This is a genomic window from Azospirillum baldaniorum, from assembly GCF_003119195.2.
In the GTDB taxonomy this organism is placed as follows: Bacteria; Pseudomonadota; Alphaproteobacteria; order Azospirillales; family Azospirillaceae; genus Azospirillum; species Azospirillum baldaniorum.
The window spans coordinates 1,007,529-1,027,875 of sequence record NZ_CP022253.1 but is presented as its reverse complement, the minus strand read 5'-3'; the positions used below and the strand labels follow the sequence as shown (position 1 = coordinate 1,027,875).

At 69.2% G+C, this 20,347-nt stretch carries 19 protein-coding genes; 7 read left to right on the top strand and 12 right to left on the bottom strand.

Going from position 1 to position 20,347, the window contains the following annotated elements; translation table 11 throughout:
* Positions 1-33 precede the first annotated feature (33 nt).
* The 5 genes from Sp245p_RS04795 to Sp245p_RS04775 form a co-directional block, all read right to left on the bottom strand.
* On the bottom strand, positions 34-1,221 hold the full coding sequence (locus Sp245p_RS04795) for a protein phosphatase CheZ (RefSeq protein WP_014241239.1): 1,188 nt from the start codon (positions 1,219-1,221) through the stop codon (positions 34-36).
* 3 nt (positions 1,222-1,224) lie between these two features.
* Positions 1,225-1,590, bottom strand: coding sequence for a chemotaxis response regulator CheY (locus Sp245p_RS04790; RefSeq protein WP_014241240.1), 366 nt, complete (start codon positions 1,588-1,590; stop codon positions 1,225-1,227).
* Positions 1,591-1,958: 368 nt separating this feature from the next.
* Positions 1,959-3,989, bottom strand: coding sequence for an aminopeptidase P family protein (locus tag Sp245p_RS04785; RefSeq protein WP_014241241.1), 2,031 nt, complete (start codon positions 3,987-3,989; stop codon positions 1,959-1,961).
* Between the two features lie 110 nt (positions 3,990-4,099).
* On the bottom strand, positions 4,100-4,561 hold the full coding sequence (locus Sp245p_RS04780) for a tellurite resistance TerB family protein (protein WP_014241242.1): 462 nt from the start codon (positions 4,559-4,561) through the stop codon (positions 4,100-4,102).
* Positions 4,562-4,628: 67 nt separating this feature from the next.
* Positions 4,629-5,543 (bottom strand): 50S ribosomal protein L11 methyltransferase, encoded by a 915-nt coding sequence (locus Sp245p_RS04775; protein ID WP_014241243.1) that lies wholly within the window; start codon positions 5,541-5,543, stop codon positions 4,629-4,631.
* Between the two features lie 308 nt (positions 5,544-5,851).
* On the opposite strand from Sp245p_RS04775, the gene Sp245p_RS04770 reads away from it, so the two are divergent.
* Positions 5,852-6,991 carry a PDZ domain-containing protein gene (locus Sp245p_RS04770; RefSeq protein WP_129557153.1) on the top strand — a complete coding sequence of 380 codons (1,140 nt, stop codon included), beginning with the start codon at positions 5,852-5,854 and terminating at the stop codon, positions 6,989-6,991.
* A gap of 16 nt (positions 6,992-7,007) precedes the next feature.
* On the opposite strand, the gene Sp245p_RS04765 is transcribed toward Sp245p_RS04770, so the two are convergent.
* Positions 7,008-8,204, bottom strand: a complete 1,197-nt coding sequence (locus Sp245p_RS04765; RefSeq protein WP_014241246.1) for a hypothetical protein — start codon at positions 8,202-8,204, stop codon at positions 7,008-7,010.
* Between the two features lie 136 nt (positions 8,205-8,340).
* Positions 8,341-10,680 carry an ATP-dependent helicase gene (locus Sp245p_RS04760; protein ID WP_014241247.1) on the bottom strand — a complete coding sequence of 780 codons (2,340 nt, stop codon included), beginning with the start codon at positions 10,678-10,680 and terminating at the stop codon, positions 8,341-8,343.
* A gap of 562 nt (positions 10,681-11,242) precedes the next feature.
* Here Sp245p_RS04760 and Sp245p_RS04755 point away from each other — a divergent pair.
* On the top strand, positions 11,243-11,932 hold the full coding sequence (locus Sp245p_RS04755; RefSeq protein ID WP_014241248.1) for a LuxR C-terminal-related transcriptional regulator: 690 nt from the start codon (positions 11,243-11,245) through the stop codon (positions 11,930-11,932).
* 220 nt (positions 11,933-12,152) lie between these two features.
* Positions 12,153-12,842, top strand: a complete 690-nt coding sequence (locus Sp245p_RS04750) for a LuxR C-terminal-related transcriptional regulator (protein ID WP_014241249.1) — start codon at positions 12,153-12,155, stop codon at positions 12,840-12,842.
* Positions 12,843-12,870: 28 nt separating this feature from the next.
* Here the strand turns inward: Sp245p_RS04750 and Sp245p_RS04745 are convergent, their stop codons facing one another.
* Both Sp245p_RS04745 and Sp245p_RS04740 read right to left on the bottom strand, forming a co-directional pair.
* Complete coding sequence (locus Sp245p_RS04745) at positions 12,871-13,641, bottom strand: alpha/beta fold hydrolase (RefSeq protein WP_014241250.1); 771 nt, start codon at positions 13,639-13,641, stop codon at positions 12,871-12,873.
* Positions 13,642-13,885: 244 nt separating this feature from the next.
* Positions 13,886-14,446 carry a hypothetical protein gene (locus tag Sp245p_RS04740; protein WP_014241251.1) on the bottom strand — a complete coding sequence of 187 codons (561 nt, stop codon included), beginning with the start codon at positions 14,444-14,446 and terminating at the stop codon, positions 13,886-13,888.
* Positions 14,447-14,678: 232 nt separating this feature from the next.
* Here Sp245p_RS04740 and Sp245p_RS04735 point away from each other — a divergent pair, with 232 nt between their 5' ends.
* Complete coding sequence (locus tag Sp245p_RS04735) at positions 14,679-15,128, top strand: YccF domain-containing protein (RefSeq protein WP_014241253.1); 450 nt, start codon at positions 14,679-14,681, stop codon at positions 15,126-15,128.
* Here Sp245p_RS04735 and Sp245p_RS04730 read toward each other — a convergent pair.
* Positions 15,122-16,291, bottom strand: coding sequence for a DUF3095 family protein (locus Sp245p_RS04730; protein WP_246119769.1), 1,170 nt, complete (start codon positions 16,289-16,291; stop codon positions 15,122-15,124). The genes Sp245p_RS04735 and Sp245p_RS04730 overlap by 7 nt on opposite strands.
* A gap of 166 nt (positions 16,292-16,457) precedes the next feature.
* Between Sp245p_RS04730 and Sp245p_RS04725 the strand changes: the two genes are divergently transcribed.
* A complete protein-coding gene (locus tag Sp245p_RS04725; RefSeq protein WP_014241256.1) occupies positions 16,458-17,732 on the top strand; it encodes a hypothetical protein in 1,275 nt (424 codons plus the stop codon).
* 60 nt (positions 17,733-17,792) lie between these two features.
* On the opposite strand, the gene Sp245p_RS04720 is transcribed toward Sp245p_RS04725, so the two are convergent.
* Positions 17,793-18,233, bottom strand: a complete 441-nt coding sequence (locus tag Sp245p_RS04720; protein WP_014241257.1) for a CBS domain-containing protein — start codon at positions 18,231-18,233, stop codon at positions 17,793-17,795.
* On the opposite strand from Sp245p_RS04720, the gene Sp245p_RS34805 reads away from it, so the two are divergent.
* Together Sp245p_RS34805 and Sp245p_RS04715 are read left to right on the top strand one after the other, a co-directional pair.
* Entirely contained in the window at positions 18,232-18,495 is a 264-nt protein-coding gene (locus tag Sp245p_RS34805; RefSeq protein WP_158310403.1) for a hypothetical protein, read from the top strand. The genes Sp245p_RS04720 and Sp245p_RS34805 overlap by 2 nt on opposite strands.
* Before the next feature lie 175 nt (positions 18,496-18,670).
* Entirely contained in the window at positions 18,671-19,027 is a 357-nt protein-coding gene (locus tag Sp245p_RS04715) for a hypothetical protein (RefSeq protein WP_014241260.1), read from the top strand.
* A gap of 97 nt (positions 19,028-19,124) precedes the next feature.
* On the opposite strand, the gene Sp245p_RS04710 is transcribed toward Sp245p_RS04715, so the two are convergent.
* On the bottom strand, positions 19,125-20,333 hold the full coding sequence (locus tag Sp245p_RS04710; RefSeq protein ID WP_014241261.1) for an acetate/propionate family kinase: 1,209 nt from the start codon (positions 20,331-20,333) through the stop codon (positions 19,125-19,127).
* Positions 20,334-20,347: the final 14 nt, after the last annotated feature.

Below are 20,347 nucleotides of genomic sequence, written 5' to 3'. Positions count from 1 at the left end.
ATCCGACGCCGGACCGTCTTGTTGACCGTGAGGTCAGCCGAACAGGGCGTCGATGGCCGCCTGATCCAGCGGCGCCGGAGGCTCGTCCGCCGCGGGCGGCGGGGCGGCCGCCGGCTTGGCAGCCGGGGCCGGCTTCGGGGCGGGCTTGGCCGCCGAGGCCGGCTTCGGCACCGGCTTCTTGGCGGCGGGGGCCGGAGGGGGGGCCGGCGGAGCCTCGGCCGGGGCGGGAGCCGGACTGTCGAACAGGCTGTCGATGTCCGCCTGACTGGCCTTCGCCGGAGCGGCCGGAGCCGGTGCAGGGGCTGGGCTGTCGAACAGGCTGTCGATGTCCGCCTGGCTGGCCTTGGCCGGAGCGGCCGGAGCCGGGGCCGGGCTGTCGAACAGGCTGTCGATGTCGGCCTGACTCGCCTTGGCTCCGGTCTGGGCCGCGGCCGCCGGAGCGGAGGCCGGAGGCGCAGCGGGCGGCGGTTCGGGAGCCGGCGGCGGTGCCGCCATCGCCGGACTGTCGAACATGCTGTCCACGTCGGCCTGGCTGACGCCGAGGCCGTCGAGCTGGGGACCGTTCAGCAGATGGGAATCCGGCCGGGTGTCCGTGTTCTCAGGCGCGATCTGGAGGCCGGCGAGCTTCTCGACGCCCCAGATGTTGATCATCGCGTTGACCCGCTGCTCGATGTAGCGGAGCGCGTTGACCACCTTGCTGGTGCGCTGGCCGGTCAGGTCCTGGAACGAGCAGGCGGTGAAGATGTTGGTCACCTCCCCCTCGATCTCGGAGCACAGGCCGGGGTCGGCGCCGTCCGCCTTCAGCTTGCCCGACAGGTCCATCAGCCGCTCGGCGGCGTTCAGGATCTCGAAGGACGCGCGTTCGGTGGAGATGACGATGGCGTCCAGCTCGTTGGTGGCCGACGTGATCTTGTCGCCGCCGGCGTCGGGCGGACGCAGGGCTGCGACCTCGCGCCGCGCCTGCTCGATGGAGGCAGCCATCTCCATCAGCTCGCGCCGCAGCACCTCGACGTGCTTGGAGGCTTCCACCACCTCGCTCTGCTGATGCCAGGAGCTGCGGAACTCCAGCAGCATCTTGCGCACCTCCTCCGCCGCGGCCCCATGAGCCCGGCGGTGGAAGCGGCGCAGGAAGGCTCGCCCCTTGGTCGTGCGGGCGATCGCTTCCTCGATCTGGTCGAACTCTTCCTCGGAAAGCTGCGGAAGCTGATCCAACCCAACCACTCCTTACCCGCCGATGACGGCCTGGATCTTCTGCTTCAGGGTATCGGCGTTGAAAGGCTTGACGATGTAGTTGTTCACACCGGCCTGCTTGGCGGCGATCACGTTCTCGGTCTTGCTCTCGGCGGTGACCATGATGAACGGGGTCGAGGCGAGCTTGGCGTCGGCGCGGATCTCCTTGAGGAGCTGCAGGCCGGTCATCGGCTCCATGTTCCAGTCGGAAATGATGAGGCCGAACTTGCTCTCGCGCAGCTTCTGCAGGGCCGAGACGCCGTCGCCGGCCTCGTCGATGTCCGTGTAGCCGATCTGGGTCAGGAGGTTCCGCACGATGCGCCGCATGGTGGCGTAGTCATCGACGACAAGGATCTTCATCTACGCGTCTCCGCATTCTTCCGTTGCTAGGCCCCGGCCCGGCGTTCAGCCCGCCCGGCGCTGCATGGCGTGCGCCGGGGTCGGTCTGGTCCGACTGTGATGCCTTAAGTCTGCCGAAAAGTCATCCCTCACGGCCACAGTGACGTACGCCCGTAAATATCGGGTTACCAAGACCACCGAATTTCCGCCGCTCCCCAAAGCGATGAGGCATCGCTTCAAGGCACGGACGCGCGTCCGGCGGCGGTCCGAACGGACATACCCCTGCGTCGGGTGGGGACCTTGCCAGATTTCACAGGCGAACGCACGGGCTGATTCTCGCGCGATGCGCCTTCCAACTGCCGGCAATGCTCCATCCCGAAGCATGTCCCTCAGTCGATGATCGGCGAGGTCGCCTGTCTCAACCATTGCGCCACGGCGGCATCCCCCTCGCCCGCGAGCCGCTGCTCCAGCGCCTCGCGCACGTGGGTGTGATAGGCGTTCAGCCAGGCGATCTCCGCCTGGGTCAGCAGCGCCGGCTCGACCAGATTGCGGTCGATGGGAGCCAGGGTCAGCACCTCGAACCCCAGCATGGGCCGCTCCGCCATCGGCAGGTCGAGCGGTTGGACGACGATCAGATTCTCGATGCGGATGCCGTAGGCGCCGGTCTTGTAGTAGCCGGGCTCGTTGGACAGGATCATGCCGGGATGCAGCGCCACGCTGTTCGGCACCTTGGAGATCCGCTGCGGCCCCTCGTGCACCGACAGATAGCTGCCCACCCCGTGGCCGGTGCCGTGGTCGTAGTCCAGCCCCAGCGACCACAGCGGCAGGCGGGCCAGCGTGTCGAGCTGCGACCCGGTGGTGCCGCGCGGGAATCGCGCCGTGCTGACGGCGATGTGCCCCTTGAGAACCAGCGTGAAGCGCTCGCGCATTTCCGGGGTCGGCGCGCCGATGGCGATGGTGCGCGTCACGTCGGTGGTGCCGTCCAGATACTGGGCGCCGCTGTCCAGCAGGAACAGGCTGCCCGGCTCCAGCCGGCGGTCGGTCGCCTCCGACACCCGGTAGTGGACGATGGCGCCGTTCGGCCCCGCCCCGGAGATCGTGTCGAAGCTGAGGCCGCGGAAGCGGTCGTTGGCGCGGCGGAAGGCCAGCAGCCGGTCCGCCGCCGCGATCTCCGTCACCGTGCCCGACGGCGCCTCCTGCGACAGCCAGTGCAGGAAGCGGACGAGCGCCGCGCCGTCGCGGATGTGGGCGGCGCGGGTGCCGGCCAGTTCCGCCTCGTTCTTGCAGGCCTTGGGCAGGGCGCAGGGATCGGGGTCGCGCTCCAGCTTGGCGCCGGCCATGTGCAGCCGGTCGAAGATCCAGGCCGAGGTGCTGGCCGGGTCGGCCATCACCTTGCGACCCTCGCGCCCCAACCCGTCGAGCGCGGCCCCCAGCTCGTCCGGGGCGCGCACGGCAACCTGGTTGCCGAGATGGGCCTCGACGCCCGGCGCCAGCTTGCGGCGGTCGATGAACAGGTCCACCTGCGCGTCGTCCTTCAGGATCGCGAAGGACAGCGGCAGCGGCGTGCAGGGCACGTCCGCGCCGCGCAGGTTGAGCAGCCACGCGATGGAGTCGGGCTGGGTCAGCACCACGGCGCCGATGCCGTTGCGCGCCAGATCGCCGGCAATGCGGGCGCGCTTGTCGGCGGCGCTGTCCCCGGCGAAGACGTGGTCCTGGGCGACCACCGGGGCCAGTGGGGGCGGCGGCTGGTCCGTCCACACGCGGTCCACCGGGTTGTCCGGACAGGGCACCAGCGACAGGCCGATGCGCTCAAGCTGCTGGCGGGTGCGCTCCACCCAGCCGGCGGTGTGCAGCCACGGATCGTAGCCGAGCCGTCCGCCGCGCGGCAGCGCCTCTCCGGCCCACTCGGTCAGTGGGTCGTCGACCAGATGCCGGTATTCGTAGAGATCGCCCGACACCTCCGTCTGGACCTGGAGTGTGTAGCGCCCGTCCACGAAGATGGCGGCGCGCTGCCGCCCCACCACGGCGTGGCCGGCCGATCCGGTGAAGCCGGTCAGCCAGGCAAGGCGCTGGGCGCGCGGCGGCACATACTCGCCCTGATGCTCGTCGCCGCGCGGCACGATGAAGCCGTCGAGGTCGGCGCGCGCCAGGACGCCGCGCAGGGCGGCGATGCGGGCGGCGTAATCCGGCGCCGCGGCGACGCGACTGTCAGCCAGGTCGGCCTTCAGGGCGCGGAGCTGCCCGGCGAGATCCTCCGGAAGCCGCGTCCCGACCAGGACCATCCAGCCGTCGGGCTCCTCCCCCTCCGGCGCGGCGAGCACCCCGGCGACGAGGCTGCGGATATCCGCGGGGGTGTGGGGCAGGCCCGCTTGGGCCAGAAGCTGCGCCAGGGTTTCGTCGCCGCGGTAAGCGCTGGACACGGGGGCTGATCCTCATCCGGTGAAGCCGTCCGCGACAGGCTAGGCAGGGATGCCCCACCGCGCAAGCGCGGGAAAGGGCATAGCCGCGCGAAGGCCCCGGCGGGACGGTCTTACAGCCCCGAATCGTCGGGCAGGCCCAGCCGCTCCAGGACCCGCTTGCGCGCAAGGCCGCGATCGACGTCGGGCACATGGAGCAGGCCGCCGATGCGGCGCAGCAGGTTGGCCTCCAGGTCGTTCAGCTCGCCGTCGGCGTAGGCGACCTCCCACAGCATCTCGATGATCCACAGCCGCTTGTCCGGCGGGCAATGGTCGTTGATCACCGTGACGTAGCGGTAGTAGGGCGAGGCGCCTTCCGTGTCGAAGACGGCGGCGGACAGCAGGTCCTGCGCCTCTTCCTCACTCAGGTGGAAGTGGCGGCGGGTAACGTCGAGAATGCGCTCGCGCTCCGCCTGGGAAATGGTGTTGTCGGTGCGTGCGGCCTCGACCAGAAGGGCGGCGGCGGCGGCTTCCAGCCTGTGGCGGTCGTCGCCGGGGTCGTTCTCCTGGAACAGCGCCCTGATCCGGTTCAGCATCGGTCCTCCACGGGTCGTCCATATGTCCGGAAGACATTGGCGGCGGGAGGACCGAAATCCAGGGGCGTCAGCCCTTTACGGCCTTCCGCTTCGGGCGCTTCACCACAAGGGTGGTCCATTCGCCGACCGGGATGCGCGCGACCAGATGCAGGCCCTGGGTGCGGTGCGCCTGGATGACGTGGCGCTCCTGCCGGTTCAGCAGGCCGGCCAGGACGGCGACGCCACCGCGCTGCAGATGGCGCTTCAGTTTCGGCGCCATGCGGGCCAGCGGGCGGGCCAGGATATTGGCGGTGATCAGGCGGTAGGGCTTGTGCTTGCCCACGATGGCGGTGTGGTAGCCGTCACCGCCCTGCGAGCGGATGCGGGCCTTCACCCCGTTGAGCGCGGCGTTGACGCGGGTGACGCGCACCGCCTCCGGGTCGATGTCCACGGCGGTGACCGGCACCCGCCAGCGCTTGGTCACCGCCAGCGCCAGGATGCCCGAACCGCAGCCCATGTCGAGCGCCCCGCCCCGGCCGCGGCGCGGCAGGTTCATCCGCCGGGCCAGCCGGTCCAGCGCCATCAGGCAGCCCTTGGTCGAGCCGTGCTCGCCGGTGCCGAAGGCGGTGGCGGCGTCGACCAGCAGCGGGATGCTGCCCGCCGGGACGATGCCCTCATGGTGGGAGCCGTGGACGAAGAAGCGCCCGGCCTGGATCGGCGGAAAGCCCTGGTAGCTGTGCGACACCCAGTCGATGAGGGGCAGCTCCTCGACGATCAGCTTCGGCTCGGGGATGCCCATGGCCTCGGCCAGAACGGCAACGCGGGCGTTCAGCCGCGGCTCGTCCGGCTGCCCGTAGACCGTCGCCTCGACCAGCCAGTCGCCATGCTCCTCCAGCTCGAAGGTGGACACCGCGTCGGCATGATCGCCAATCGCCTCGGCGAACGCGGGGGCGTGGGCTTCGGGAATGACGAGCGCGATGCGCCAGAGCTTGGAGGAGGACATGGGAAGGTCGCCGATGATGGGGTGGTCGTTGTCTGGTGGGAGACTTAACCACAGAGACGCGGAGACACAAAGATTTCCTGCAGCCGGGACGTCCTGCAACCGCGCGCACGCCCCCGTCGCGTCCCAGGGCTGCCGCATCCGGAAACGGGTCCGCCGGGCTGGATCGACCGCAGCGTGCGACGTTTTGGCCGACGAAAGCACGTCACGGGCTTGCCGCCGCTTTTCTTACCACTTTTGAGCGGGCACACTGCACCCGGAGATAAGCGGATCGAGGGTTCCGCAAGAGCCACACGGGGGAGACGGGCTTGATGCAGCGCGTTAGCAATGCGGCCAGGGCATGGATGGCGGCGCTGGTGGCGGTTTCGGGAGCGGCGATGGTATCGGGCTGCGCGCTCGATCCGGTCGGGCTGGCGATCGGGGCGGTGAGCACAGTGAACATGCCATCGGAAGCGTCGCTGGTGGCCGATATGGTTCCCTCCTACCGGGGCACGGACTGCAAGGCGCTGGCGTCGCTGCAGCGAGGGTACATCGACCAACTGCCCACGGTGGACCCGGCGTACCGCGAAGCGGTGGTGGTCAACATCAAGGCGGTCCGTCAGGTCATGGCGGAGCAGCGTTGCGCGGAGGGTGGCGGCACGGTGGCGGGTGCGGGCTCCGCACCGGCGACGACCGTCACCACCGGCCCCAATGGCATCAGCGGAGCGGTGGCCGGCACGGCCGCTCCCGCCGCGGCACCGGCGAGCGAACCGCAGGGGGCGATGGGAGCGGCTGTGGGTCCGTTGACCGCCCAACTGGCGCAGGCCTTGGGGCTGGAATCGCCGCGCGGTCTGGTGGTGACGGCGCTAATCCCGGGCAAGGCGGCCGAGCTGTCGGGCATCCGCGGCGGCGACGTGATCCTGGAGGTGCGTGGCGTCGCGGTGGGGGATGCGGTGCAGATGCGCCGTGTTCTGGGCGCGGTGCCCAGCGGGCAGAGCGTGCTGGTCAAGCTGTGGCGCGCCCGCGAGCCGCGCGAGCTGATCGTCGGCCCGATCACCAGCACCACCCCAGCCCTGCCGCCGGGTGCCGTGTACGCCGATGCGCCGGTCCTGCCGGCCGCGCCGGTGCAGGAGCGCTTCTGCGTGGCGCAGATGACCGGTTCGGGCCTGTTCTCGAGCAGCGTGCATTCGCCGCTGTTCACCGTGCGCAACGACGGCAGCGAGGCGGAAAGCGCCAAGCTGACGACGGCCTTTTGGGAGGCGGCGCGGAAGGCCCAACCCGGATACTGGCTGGCGCCGCACCCGCGGCCGACCTGCACCCGGGATTCGAAGATCTGCACGTCGGCCAGCGCCGACTCCGACGTGCTGATGATGCTGTGCGAGACCGACCGCGGGAAGGGCGTGGAGATCTACGAAGCGCTGCGGCGGGACAAGCCGCGGACCGAACTGCCCTGGTCGCCGCCGGCGCCGTGAGGCGAAGCCGGTGGAGTCACCGCCCCGACAGCCGGTCCGCGATGTCGTGCATCCCCTGCTCGCGCAGGATCGCCTGACGGTGGCGGATGAGGCGGCGGGCCAGCGCCTTCTCGACCTCGGCACCGCCGAGCAGGCGCCCCTGCGAATCGCGCAGATGGGTGGCGAGGTGGTCGGCGAGCAGCGCCTCCTTCCTCGGGTCGCGGCGGTCGAGCGGCTGGGTGCCGTTCAGCGAGTGCTGGATGCGTTCCAGCAGGACGGCGCGGCAGCACGGCGCGCGCCCCTGAACGATCAGAGCCCCGACATGGGCGAGCAGCGGGCTGACCGGCTCGCTTTTCGGCTGCGGGTCGCGGCCCAGGATCAGGTCGGCCAGGGCGCACAGCCCCAGGGCGAGGTTCGGCTGCGCGCCGAGAAGCTCCTTCACCAGCTCGGCGGAGCCCAGAGCGTCGGCCATCACCCCGTCGAGCAGGGCGAGGTGCCGCGGCTCGACCTCCGGCCCGATCAGGTCGAGCAGCATCTCCAGCTTGCCGGCCAGCGAATTGCGGTCGGCCAGATGAAACGTGAGCTGGCTGAGGAAGGCGAAGTCGTGCCCCTCCTCCCCCACCGCGCCGGCAAGGGCGCGGCTGGACCGGGACAGGTCGGCGGGATCGAAGGCCGGCAGCGCCTTGCGCTCGGCCTGGAAATCGCGGGCGCGGGTCAACACGACGTCGGCGAAGCCCCGCAGTTCGCGCGCCCGCGCCGGCACGGTGACGCCATGGCGGTCGGCGTGGTGGCGGGCCACCGCCTGGAGCGCCGCGCCGAGCAGAAGGCCCTGCTCGTCGAGCTTGCGCAGATAGGTCCAGGAATGGAGAAGCTCGGTCGGGGTGATGCGGAACTTGTCGAGGAAGGGGCGCAGCAGCCGGCCGGTGACCATCCGCGACTCGAACCCGTAGAGATCGCCGGGGGCCGTGCAGTAGGGCGCGCCCTCCGCCGTGCCGCCCAGCGCCATGGGCTTGTCCTTCACCACCGGAACGGCCTTCTGGAAGATCACCGTCTCCAGCGACAGTCCGGCCAGCGAGCGGAACTTGATAGCCTTGACCTCCTCCACCCCGCTGACCGCCAGCCAACTGCGGGCTGAGGCCAGGGCCCGGCGCTCGTCGTCGTAGGTCCCCTCGATGGTCCAGCGACCCTCGCGGCGGATCTGGACCTCAAACGCGGTGCTGCTCTTGCCGAACACTGTGCGGGTTCCGTGGCTGTGGGCACGATGTCTGTGCACAACCAGTAGCCGAACGCCGCTGCCCGGCCTGTGACGATCGTCACCGCGGCGGGGCGCTGCGGCAATCGGTCACCCTGCCCCGATCACCCCGCCTGTGTCAGCCCGCCTTCTCCGCCGGCACCACGAAGCTGTCCATCACCTTCTTGCTGCCGGCCTGGTCGAAGTCGATCTCCAACTTGTCCTGGTCGACCGCCGTGACGGTGCCGTAGCCGAATTTCTGGTGGAACACCCGCGCCCCCTTCGGGAAGGGCGCGTTCGGGCGGGCGCGCGGGGCGACCTGATAGGACCCGCTGTCCAGCGTGATGGTGCGCGGCGACGGGGGCTGCTGCCGGCCCGCCGCCTGCTGGCCGGCGCGGAAGGCGGCGTAGCTCGACGAATCGCGGAAGCTCCCGCCCCCACCGAAACCGCCCCCGGCATTGCCGCCCGGATAAAGGCCGCTCGCCGCCTCCGCCTCGACGTCGCCGCTGGGGATCTCCTCGACGAAGCGGGAGGGGATGGCGCTGACCCAGTTGCCGTAAAGCCGCCGGTTGGCAGCGTGGCTGATGTAGGCCCGCTTGCGCGCCCGGGTCAGCCCGACATAGGCGAGGCGGCGCTCCTCCTCCAGCCCGGCGATGCCGGTCTCGTCCAGCGCGCGCTGGTTGGGGAACACGCCCTCCTCCCAGCCGGGCAGGAAGACCATGTCGAACTCCAGCCCCTTGGCGCCGTGCAGGGTCATCACCGTGACCTGATCGACGCCCGCGGCCTCGGCGTTCTCCATGACCAGGGCGACATGCTCCAGGAAGCCCGACAGGTTCTCGAACTCCGCCATGGCGGTGATGAGTTCCTTCAGGTTCTCCAGCCGGCCCGGAGCCTCGGGCGTCTTGTCCTCCTGCCACATGCGGGTGTAGCCGGACTCGTCCAGGATCATCCGGGCCAGTTCGGTGTGCGGCATGGTCGCCGACAGGGTGCGCCAGCGGAAGAAGTCCTGAAGCAGGTTGCGCATCACGCCGCGCACCTTGGGCTTCAGCTCGTCCGTCTCGGTCAGCGCCCAGCCGGCCTCGGTCAACGGCATCCCGCGCGAGCGCGCCGCCTGATAGAGGCATTGCAGGGCCGCCGGGCCGACGCCGCGCTTGGGCACGTTGACGATGCGCTCGAAAGCCAGATCGTCGTCGGGCGAGTTGACGACGCGCAGATAGGCCATCGCGTCGCGGATCTCCTGACGCTCGTAGAAGCGCGGGCCGCCGATCACCCGGTAGGGCAGGCCCAGCGTGATGAAGCGCTCTTCGAACTCGCGGGTCTGGAAGCCGGCGCGGACCAGGACGGCGATCTGGGCGAGCGAGACGCCCTGGCGCTGCAGCGCCTCGATCTCGTCGCCGACCCAGCGGGCCTCCTCCTCGCCGTCCCAGACGCCGCGCACGCGCACCGGTTCGCCGCCGTCGGCCTGGGTCCACAGCGTCTTGCCGAGCCGCCCCTTGTTGTTGGCGATCAGGCCGGAGGCGGCGGACAGGATGTGCCCGGTGGAGCGGTAGTTCTGCTCCAGCTTGATGACGGTGGCGCCCGGGAAGTCGGCCTCGAAGCGCAGGATGTTGCCGATCTCGGCGCCGCGCCAAGCGTAGATCGACTGGTCCTCGTCGCCGACGCAGCAGATGTTCTTGTGGGCCTGCGAGAGGATGCGCAGCCACAGATACTGGGCGACGTTGGTGTCCTGATACTCGTCCACCAGGATGTACTTGAACTTGCGGTGGTATTCCGCCAGCACGTCGGGGTGCTTCTGGAAGAGTGTGATGTTGTGCAGCAGGAGATCGCCGAAGTCGCAGGCGTTCAGCGTGCGCAGCCGCTCCTGGTAGGCGCGGTAGAGCGCCACCACGCGCCCGCCGGCCACGTCGCCGCCATCGCCCTCGTTCAGCCGGTCCGGGGTCAGGCCGCGGTCCTTCCAGCGCTCGATCACGCCCAGCACCTGCCGCGCCGGCCACTTCTTGGAATCGACGTTCGCCGCCTCCAGAAGCTGCTTGATCAGGCGGATCTGGTCGTCGGTGTCGAGGATGGTGAAGTTGGACTTCAGCCCCACCAGCTCGGCGTGGCGGCGCAGGATGCGCGCAGCCAGCGCGTGGAAGGTGCCCAGCCACCAGCCCTCCGGCTCGATCCCCACCAGATGGGCGACGCGCTCCCGCATCTCGCGGGCGGCCTTGTTGGTGAAGGTCACCGCCAGGATCTGGAAGGCGGCGGCGCGGCGCGTCATCAGCAGATGGGCCAGCCGGGTGGTCAGAACGCGCGTCTTGCCGGTGCCGGCGCCGGCCAGCACCAGAACCGGGCCGTCCAGAGCCTCGACCGCCTCACGCTGCACGGGGTTCAGCCCGTCCAGATAGGCGAAACGCTGCGCCGGCGCGGGGGCCGGGGCGCCCGCGTGGCTGAGGGGATCATGGCCCAGCGGATCGTCGTAGGCGTAGGGATCGGACATGCGGCACCGGAGTTCCTGGGCGGGCTCCCCCGCGGTCGGGAGACGCCCTTCATCGAATGAGGACACCGTATATAGCACGCCCCCCGGCGCATCGAACCCCTTCCCTTGACAGAACGGCCAGGGCGCTCCGCCAATCGGCATGGACCTAGGCCCATGGGCCGAGACAGGCCCGGTTCGCACTATATCCGACACCATAGCGCTTGTCTTATCACAATCGCCCGAAGTCACATCGGCCACAGAAGCCCAAGAAGCACCCGCAGTCACAGACAAATCACAGGCAGAACCGAATTCAGGACCGATTGATTATTCCGGGTGAGACATTCGTGAACGGTTCGTTGGACGGTTTGTCTTATTTCGGCTTAGGGCATATGCCCATTGCGAGACATAACTTTTCCTTTGGGGAAATTTTCTGTTCCGCAAATCCGGGGTAAGGTCCAATCAGATCGTGGCACCCCGGAACCAAACGGACAGCCGCGGAGAGCGGCCCTCCCCCCGGACCGGATGTCCACGGAGGCGCCAGACGAACGACCGAATTGAAACAAACAGAGGGCGGGTAGGAACAATGGACCCCGTGAACGTTTTCCTGATCGACGCGAACAAGCTCTTCCGCGAAGGCATGAAGCGTCTGTTCGAGAACACGCCCTTCAAGGTGATGGGCGAGGCCGGCACCCTGCGCGAGGGCGTCCCCGCGGTCGAGGCGGCGGGCACCCAGCCCGACCTGGTCCTCATCGACCTTATAAACGGCGGCGAGGACGAGGCCGACCAGCTCCGCGCCCTGCGCGACGGCCACCCCGGCATCCGCGTCGTCATCCTGACCACCGACCTGTGCACCCGCCGCCTGTCGGGCGCGCTCGGCGCCGGCGCCCACGGCTACCTGATGAAGGACATCGCCTGCGAAGCGCTGATGCAGTCGCTGAAGCTGGTGATGATGGGCGAGAAGGTGTTCCCGACCCATCTGGCCGAGCTGCTGATCAACGGCCGCAGCGAAGAGCTGGCGACCGAGGTCCCGGCCCGCCGCAAGGGCCTGTCCCAGCGCGAGATCCAGATCCTGCGCTGCCTGCTGAACGGCAACTCCAACAAGATGATCGCCAACCACCTCCACATCACGGAGGCCACGGTGAAGGTCCATCTGAAGAGCCTGCTGCGCAAGATCAACGCCTCCAACCGCACCCAGGCGGCGATCTGGGCGCTGAACAACGGCATCGGCGACCAGCCGGCGGAAGCCGCCGGGGTCAGTGCCAACGTGGTCTGATCCATCGTCCTGCGGTTCTGCCTTCCCGGCATCCACAACGCCGGCCGCGCCATCCCGCGGCCGGCGTTGTCGCGTCCGGAGCACCCGCTTTGGGTGCGGCGGCACGCCATAAGTGGTGCGCCATAGGACCAAAGGCCCTCTTCCGCCTCGAAATGATGATGGCTATTTCGGCAATACGCTCCGAATTTGTTTGGATCGCAGCCCCGACACGATGAGCATCATGGAATACAGCGCGGAAAAGCCGACCCTGAACGTTCTGCTTGCCGACGATCACCTGCTGTTCCGGGACGGGCTGCGGCGTCTGCTCGCCCAGTCGGACGACAGCATGGTGTTTCACGAGGCCGGGACGTTCGACGACGTCCGCCGCCTGTGCGACGGCGCCATCGCCTTCGACCTGATCCTCCTGGATCTCGGCATGCCGGGATGGAACGGCTTCTCCCTGCTCGGCGAGATCCACCAGCGGCTTCCCAAGGCGCTGCTGGTCGTGGTGTCGGGATCGGAGAAGCGGTCGGACCTGTTGGCCGCGCTGGAGAACGGCGCCGCCGGCTTCATCCCGAAGTCGAGCAGCGCGAAGGTGCTGATGGGTGCCTTGCAGCTCGTGCTGGCCGGCGGCGTCTATCTGCCGGAACAGGCGATCCGCGGCGACCGGATGACCGACAGCGCGCCGCACGCCGGCAACGGCGCGGGCGACGCCGATCCGCTGGGCTCCCTGGCCGACGGGGCGGGCGACCAGTTGACCCCGCGCCAGCGCGACGTGCTGAACCGCCTGCGCGACGGCAAGTCCAACAAGCAGATCGCGCACGAGTTGGGCCTGACCGAAGGCACGGTGAAGGTGCATGTGACGGCGATCCTGCGCCAGCTCGGCGTGCGCAACCGGACCCAGGCGGCGATCACCGCGAACGGTCTCTGACCGGACGCCCTTGTCGGGCCTGCTCCGCTCAGGCCCCTCCCCGCTCCACCGAAGCGACCAGCGCGGCCAGAGCGCCGCGGATGGCCGATTCGTGCTTGGCGGGCAGAACCTGCTGGCCGGGAACGGTCACCACCGTCAAGGTGCGGCAGCCGGTCAGGCGCTGCTCCAGGAAAGACGCGCCCGCAAAGCCGTCCGGCACATCCTTCCCCTGCACCAGCGTGACCGGCACACGGACCGCGTCGAGCGCGGGCGCCATAGCCTGAAGCTCCGCCGCGCTGTCGCGGACGACCGGCGGCAGGATGCGGGCGGCGATGCGGCGGAACACGCCCGGCCGGGCCGCCTCCTCGGTCATCGGATCGATCAGCAGAAGGCCGCCGACCAGTTCCGGAAAATCCAGCACGGCCCGCAGCGCCACCGGCACGCCGCTGCCGCAGCCGATCAGCAGCGGCTTGCGCGAGCGTCGGAGCGCCAGAAGCGGGCGCAACGCCGCCGCCGGCACGCCGGGGTCGCCGCCGCGCAGGCGGGAGGCGCCGCTGATCGGCGCCGGGTCGGGCCGCGGCACGGCCACCCATTCCTGCCCGGCCGGGACGGCGCGCAGCAGGCGGGTCCAGGCCCGGGATTCGCTCGACGCCGCATGGACCAGGATGATCCGCCGCCCGGCGGGATCGCCGGCGACGAGGCAGCCCAGCCCCACCTCCCGCGATGCGCCGCAGCGTGCGGTTGGCGCCTCGCCGGGCGACGACGGCACGATGCCGAACGCGGCTCCGGCGGGCCGCCCGGCGCTGCTGTGTATGGTCAAGGCTCCGCTCCCCGATTCCCGATCATGGTGCGGAGATCGTCTCCGCCGATTGACAGGGAGCCTAATGGAGAGTCTGCAGCCTTGTCCCGTACCATAAAAAGGCCCGAAATGGCGCGAACGGTGGCCGCAAATCCCGAAAATCGCAGGTTTTTACCCCAATTGTTGTGCAGTCCCGCCATGATCGACGGAATCCGCACAAGAATTGGGACTATCAAGGCCCGGACACGTCCGTGAACCGGAAGGGTCAGTGAATGGTGTTGCCGTCGGGAAGCGCCTCGACCGGACGGTCGTCGCGCGGCTCGGACGGGCGGTGCAGCTCGCGCATCAGATCCCGCCAGTCCGGCGACCCGCCGAGCTGCTGGATCAGCTGCGTGGAGAAGGCGAAGACGGCCATCTCCAGCGGCCCGTTGTCCTCGGCATGGGCGTTGACGGTCAGGCAGGATTCCGCGGCGCTGACGAAGATGGCCGACGCGATGGCCACCCCCGGTCCCGGTTCGGGCAGCGGCACCGGCGCCGGGGCGGATCCGGTGGTGCGCAGGGCTGACAGGTTCTCCACCAGCAGGCGCGTGCGGATGGCGGTGTCGATCGCCGCCCCCATGGTGTAGCCGGCCTCCGACTCCGCGGCGGAGCGCAGCAGGCGCAACCCCGCGATCACCCCGTGGGTGACGTCGGCGGTTCCGGCGCGCTTGAGAGCCGCGGCGATGGCGGTGCCAAGGATGGCGGTGACCACCGGCGCCATGCTTTCGGCATCGTCGCCCATGACGGCGGCGTCGGTGGGATCTTCGTGGTTCTGGACCTCGTTCATGCGGCCTCCGATCCGGTGATACCCTGGATGGCGTGCGGCGCGGACCCCGGTTCCCTGCGGAACCGCTTTTTGCTCAAAGGTCCCTCTTCCGATCTGTGGCCTTTCCGGAAGGCATTCAAGCCGCCGGAAGCCGGGAGGGGATGAATCTTTCGATGCGCCACTTTCGCCGATCCCTCCTCTGGGCGAAGCCATCCTCCATCCCCACATGTGCGGGCAAAAGGAGAAACACCCGATGCCCTTCCTCAGCCTTCTTCTCAACATCCTGTGGGTGGTGACCGGCGGCATCTGGATGGCCGCAGGATGGCTCCTTGCGGCCGTCCTGATGGTCATCACCATCGTCGGCATTCCGTGGGCGCGGTCGGCCTTCACGATCGCCTGGTACACCCTGTTGCCCTTTGGACAAACCGCCGTCCGCCGGGATGAGTTCCGTGGCCGCGAGGACATCGGCACCGGCCTGCTCGGCACGCTGGGCAACATCCTGTGGTTCGTGCTGGCCGGCTGGTGGCTGGCGCTCGGCCATCTGGTGGCCGCGGTCGGCCTCGCCATCACCATCATCGGCCTGCCCTTCGCCTGGGCGCATCTGAAGCTCGCCCTGCTGGCCCTGTGGCCGGTCGGCACCGAGATCGTGACTGTGGACGAGGCGGAATCCCGCCGCCGTCTGCTCGGCCGCGGGGCCTACTGAGCGGACAGCTCCCGCTCCGCCATGCCCTTCAGCATGACCGAGGCCCGCCAGAAGCCGAGGTCCGCCCCATCCACGAAATGGACGTGCCGGTCGGCGGCGAGGTCGCCGACCAAGCAGGTCACCGTGGAAGCCGCCGCCCGCGCGGTGCCGTAGCGGATGCGCCCAGCCGCCGCGTGGCCGGCCAGCATGGCTTCGATGGCGGCGGCCTCCGTCTCCGTCACATCGAGGACGAGGCGCGGCCCGCCCGCCGACTTGCGGAAGTCCGACCGTTCGGCCATGCCGCGGCGGTAGCGGTCCGGATCGAAGCCGGCCACCCGCCACCCGCCGCCCAGGATCGCGGCGAGCAGCGCGGATTTCCCGAGAAGCGACAGGACGCAGGCCAGCCGCCGCCCGCGCGGCCGTGTGCGCGCCTCCAGCCACAGCGACCGCCAGGAGGGCGGCCAGTGCACTGCCAGCCGTTCGCCCATGCCGAGCGGCGCCGCCGTGGCGGTCGGCACGATCCGCTCGATGTCGGCCTGAACCTGGGCCAGCACCGGCAGCCCCGGACCGCCACCGGGCAACGGGTCGACGATCACGCACAGGATCACGCCGCGCCCGCTGTTCACCGGGTTCCAGCGGCAAGACACGCCCTCTAGCCCGGTCAGCGGGCCGGGTCGCGGCTCCAGCCGCCAGCGCGGATCGGCCTTCACCCAGGCGTCCGCCGCCGTGACCCCGCGCCCGAGGAACAGGCCGAAGGCGTCGCCGTTGCCGAAATCCTGCAGGGCGACCAGCACCTCCAGCCCCTCGTCGAGAAGCGCCCGCACCGGCACGAGGCCGACGCGCAGAGGCACGTCCATCTCTGTCGCCGCCCAATGGGCGAGCGCCGCCAGCGCCTGCTCCGCCGCCGCCCGGCGGCCCGGCGGAACCGCGGCGATGGCGCCGTCCCCGCCGAACTGGCAGGCGGCGGGCTGCTCCGGCTCCCGCACCGCCTCGGACAGGACGGCGACCACCGCGGCGGCGACGAAATTCACGTCGCGGTGCCGCCCCTCCGCGGCCAGACGGGTGCTCGCCACCACGTCGGCGACGGCCAGCGACCAGTCGCCGTCCAGCGCCGCGTAATGGGCGGGATCGGCGGCTTCGGCGGTGAAGTCGTGGATGGAGGGCAGTGGCATCGCCTTGCTCACGCCAGGAGGTTCCGGGGACGGGCCGCTGCAGTCTACGCCCCGGCCCGCGCCCTGTGAATCACCCCCATGAAGCGTTCCCTGAACCCATCCGCAATGGACCCATCCCGGATTGTCGGTCCAGCCCGTCCGTTCCATCGTGCCGCGGTCCAATCCGGGGAGGAACGCCATGGGATTTGCGAGCGACTGGAAATCCGCCAAGACGGCTTTTGAAACCGCCACCGGCAAGAAGAAGCCGAGCGCCAAGTTCATGGGCGTCTTCCACAAGTCCGGGCTGGAGGACGTGACCAAGGCGCTCGACAGCGCCCTGGGCAAGAGCGACGCCAAGGCGCTGGAAAAAGCGCTGCTCGACTATGTGAAGAGCGCCACCGCCTATCAGACGACGCTGGAGAAGTCGGCCAAGACCGAGGGCGTCGCGACCATCGCGGCGGAGCTGAAGAAGCTCGGACAGGCGCTGGACGACATCGGCCGCCGCGCCGGCGTGGCCGTCAACGAGCGCATCGCCGAGATGCGCGAGGACGCCGAGGCGGAGAAGGCCAAGGAGGCCGAGGAGCAAGGCAAGGCCGCCCGCGCCATCGCCGACAAGGTCGCGGTGCAGATCGACGGGCTGCTGAAGGCCACCAACGCCGACATCAAGCTGCTCGACCAGGCCGCCGCCAACGCCGACCTCGCGCTGCGCAACGTGCTGGAGGCGCAGGGGGCCGGCAACGCCAAGGAGGCGAAGGCCCAGGCCGCCGCGGTCCAGGCCGCCGCCAAGACGGTGGACGCCCAGGCCAAGAAGGTCGCCGCGACCGCCGTCCAGGCCGCCAAGCTGTTCAGCCAAGCCAAGGCCGCCGTCGCCAAGATGAAGCTCGACCCCAAGCAATATGGCGGGCGCGACCCGGCCCAGGGGGCCTTCGACCGCGCCGACGCCATCGTCATGAAGCTGGACCAGCTGAAGGACGACACCGCCGAAGCCGCCACCGAGGCCGCCGGCATCGTCAAGGAGGCCGCCCAGGCGCTGAAGGGCGCCCTGGACCTGCGCGCCACCTATCTGGCGAGCTGCCGTAAGCTGGCCAAGCGGGCGCAGGACGCCGACTCCTTCTACGACAACATCGCCCGCGACGTCGGTGGGCAGGCCGACCGTGCGCAGCAGGAGCAGATGGTCGCCGAAGAGGCGGATGACGACAAGCGGGCGGCCTCGATCAAGACGGCCACCTTCTACATCACCCAGGTGCGCCAGCAGGCCGCCCAGGCGAAGAAGGAGATCCTCGCCGCCGCCAACGAGATCACCGGCACCCGCAAGTCCTTCCCGGCCATGGTTTCCGACAAGGACCCCGACTTCGGCCCGCTGCTCGCCGAGGCGAAGGTGTCCCTGGACGGGCTGAAGGAATCGCACGCCGCCCTGACCAAGGCCGAGACCAAGATCGACAAGGTCGAGACCGCTCTCAAGAAGCTGGGGTAAGAGGCGCGACCGCCGAAGCCTCCCGCGCAGCCCGGAGTGCGTGGGAGGCTTGGGGCGCGGTCACATCATGACTTCGGTCAGGCTGTCCATCATCTCCCGCTCATGCTCGATCAGCATCAGCTCCTCGCCCATGAAGTCGCGCATGGACACGACGCCGACGACGCGGCCGTCGCGGACGACGGGCAGATGCCGCAGGCCATGGTCGGCCATCCGGCGCAACGCCTCGCCCACCGTGATGTCGTGGGCCGCGGTGACCGGGCACGGGGTCATCACCTCCGACAGCCGGGTCTGATCCGGGTCCAGCCCGTCGGCCACCACGCGGTCGGTCAGATCGCGCTCGGTGAAGATGCCTTCGATCTGTTCGTTGATGGAGGCGGTGACGACGATGGACGCCACATGGGCGGCCTTCATCTGCCGCGCGGCATCCCGCACCGACGCCCCCGCCGGAAGGCTGACCACGCGGCGGCGGTTCAAAAGATCTCCGATGTTGCGATGCATCATGGCTTTCCTCCTCCAAGTGCGGATGTTTTGGAAGACCACGGCGGCTGTTTTCATTGGTTTGACCGCCGCGCCCGCGCCTCGTCGTCGGCTTGCGCCTCCTTTCGCCGTTCATTTGCGGATGCGAAAAGAACGCCGCATCTGCGAAATGCCGAAACGGGCGAAATCTGTTCACAGACCTATTTATCAAGTGTTGAAAAAGGTAATCACTTTCTCATCACTTGACGAGCAAAGCCACCGCAAAACAACGTCATGGTTGCCATGACGGCGCAACATGCGACAAAACCACTCACCATTGCCCGACGGCGGTGGTTCTGGCATGGAAAATCAGAGCATTTTCGCTGGCGGATCAAGCTTAACCATTATTAAAGGAAATAGGTCCGAAACTCCGGACAATTGCAGTTCTGTCACGATGTCGTCTGGAAAGGGCCTGGGCCGCCATGTCGTGGTTGTCGAAATTGAGCGGACGGGGCAAATCCACCGCGGCTTCCGCGTCCAACGCCAAGGAACGCCCCGCCGATCCCCCGACCATCCGGATCGACAGCCACGAATATGTGCCGGAGGAATTCGTCCTCGGGTCTTTCCGCATCCGCCCCTATGACGGGGACTTGATCGCCAAGCAGCAGTTCGACTTCCGCATCCTCTTCCGGCTCGGCGAGGAACATTCGGATTTCGCCTGCCGTGGCGTCGTCGTGAAGATGGACGAGCAGGCCGGTCTGGTTGCCCGCTTCCACCAGCCGCCACCGGTTCACACGCGCAAGTTGATCGAGTATCTGAAGCTCTGGAAAGGTCTGTAAACGCGGACCGCTCTCCCCCGCAAAAGGAAGGCCCGCCGTCACGACGGCGGGCCTTCTTCATTCAGCCTTCATGCGGCGGCACCGGACAGACCGCCGGTCAAGCGGTCTCCAGCGCCTTGCGGCTGTGCAGGGCGATCATCTGCTCCTCGTCGGTCGGGATGACGTAGACGGGGATGCGGCTGTTCGGGGCGGAGATCAACGGACCGTTGGCCTCGTTCGCCGCCGGGTCGAGGATCACGCCGAGCCAAGCCAGCTTGTCGCCCACCCGCGCCCGCACCGGGGCCGAGCGTTCGCCGATGCCGGCGGTGAAGACCAGCGCATCGATGCCGCCCATCGACGCGGCGAGCGCGCCGGTCTCCTTGGCGATGCGGAAGCAGAACAGCTCCACCGCCTCCTCGGCATGCGGGTCCTCGCTGTCGAGCAGGGCGCGCATGTCGTTGGACAGGCCCGACACGCCGAGCAGGCCCGACTTGTTGTAGAGCAGCTTCTCGATGGCGTCGGCGCCCATGCCCTTCTGGCGCATCAGGTAGATCAGCACGCCGGGATCGATGTTGCCGCAGCGGGTGCCCATGGGCAGCCCGTCCAGCGCCGTGAAGCCCATGGTGCTGTCCACGCTGCGCCCGGCATGGATGGCGCACATGCTGGCCCCGCTGCCCAGATGAGCGACCACCACCCGGCCGTCCGCCAGTTCCGGAGCCAGCTCCGGCAGGCGGCGGGCGATGTACTCGTAGGACAGGCCGTGGAAGCCGTAACGGCGCACCCCCTCGTCCGTCAGCTCCCGCGGGATGGCGAACATCTGCGACTGCCAGGGCTGGCCGCGGTGGAAAGCGGTGTCGAAGCAGGCGACCTGCGGCAGCTCCGGATGGGCCTCGGCCAGCGCGCGGATGGCGGCGAGGTTGTGCGGCTGGTGCAGCGGGGCCAGCGGGATGAAGCTCTCAAGCTCCTCCATCACCGCCGGGGTCAGCAGCACCGGGGCGGCGTGGCGGGTGCCGCCATGCACGACGCGGTGGCCGGCGGCCAGCAGCTTCGCCCCGTCCAGCCGCCCTTCGATCCATTCCAGCAGGAAGGCCAGCAGGGCGGTGCGGTCGGACGGCTCGCCCGCCGCCCAGACCCGCTCGGCCAGCGGATTTTTGGCAGCGTCCTTGGCCTCGAACTTCGGCTCGGTGCCGATCCCGGAGATCTGGCCGTTGATCGTCACCCGCAGCCCCCCCGCCCCGCTTTCCCGGAAGACCGAAAATTTGAGGCTGGAGGAGCCGGCGTTGATGACCAGGATGGCGTTGCCGCCACCCGCGTTCTGGCTGGTCATGACGGGCGCCCCTC

Coding starts and splice junctions, on each gene's coding strand:
- Sp245p_RS04750 (WP_014241249.1), top strand. CDS start 12,153: ATGGAATACAGCGCGGAAAAGCCGACCCTGAACGTTCTGCTTGCCGAC.
- Sp245p_RS04780 (WP_014241242.1), bottom strand. CDS start 4,561: ATGCTGAACCGGATCAGGGCGCTGTTCCAGGAGAACGACCCCGGCGAC.
- Sp245p_RS04720 (WP_014241257.1), bottom strand. CDS start 18,233: ATGATGCATCGCAACATCGGAGATCTTTTGAACCGCCGCCGCGTGGTC.
- Sp245p_RS04790 (WP_014241240.1), bottom strand. CDS start 1,590: ATGAAGATCCTTGTCGTCGATGACTACGCCACCATGCGGCGCATCGTG.
- Sp245p_RS04725 (WP_014241256.1), top strand. CDS start 16,458: ATGGGATTTGCGAGCGACTGGAAATCCGCCAAGACGGCTTTTGAAACC.
- Sp245p_RS04775 (WP_014241243.1), bottom strand. CDS start 5,543: ATGTCCTCCTCCAAGCTCTGGCGCATCGCGCTCGTCATTCCCGAAGCC.
- Sp245p_RS04710 (WP_014241261.1), bottom strand. CDS start 20,333: ATGACCAGCCAGAACGCGGGTGGCGGCAACGCCATCCTGGTCATCAAC.
- Sp245p_RS04735 (WP_014241253.1), top strand. CDS start 14,679: ATGCCCTTCCTCAGCCTTCTTCTCAACATCCTGTGGGTGGTGACCGGC.
- Sp245p_RS04770 (WP_129557153.1), top strand. CDS start 5,852: ATGCAGCGCGTTAGCAATGCGGCCAGGGCATGGATGGCGGCGCTGGTG.
- Sp245p_RS04740 (WP_014241251.1), bottom strand. CDS start 14,446: ATGAACGAGGTCCAGAACCACGAAGATCCCACCGACGCCGCCGTCATG.
- Sp245p_RS34805 (WP_158310403.1), top strand. CDS start 18,232: ATGGCTTTCCTCCTCCAAGTGCGGATGTTTTGGAAGACCACGGCGGCT.
- Sp245p_RS04715 (WP_014241260.1), top strand. CDS start 18,671: ATGTCGTGGTTGTCGAAATTGAGCGGACGGGGCAAATCCACCGCGGCT.
- Sp245p_RS04755 (WP_014241248.1), top strand. CDS start 11,243: ATGGACCCCGTGAACGTTTTCCTGATCGACGCGAACAAGCTCTTCCGC.
- Sp245p_RS04760 (WP_014241247.1), bottom strand. CDS start 10,680: ATGTCCGATCCCTACGCCTACGACGATCCGCTGGGCCATGATCCCCTC.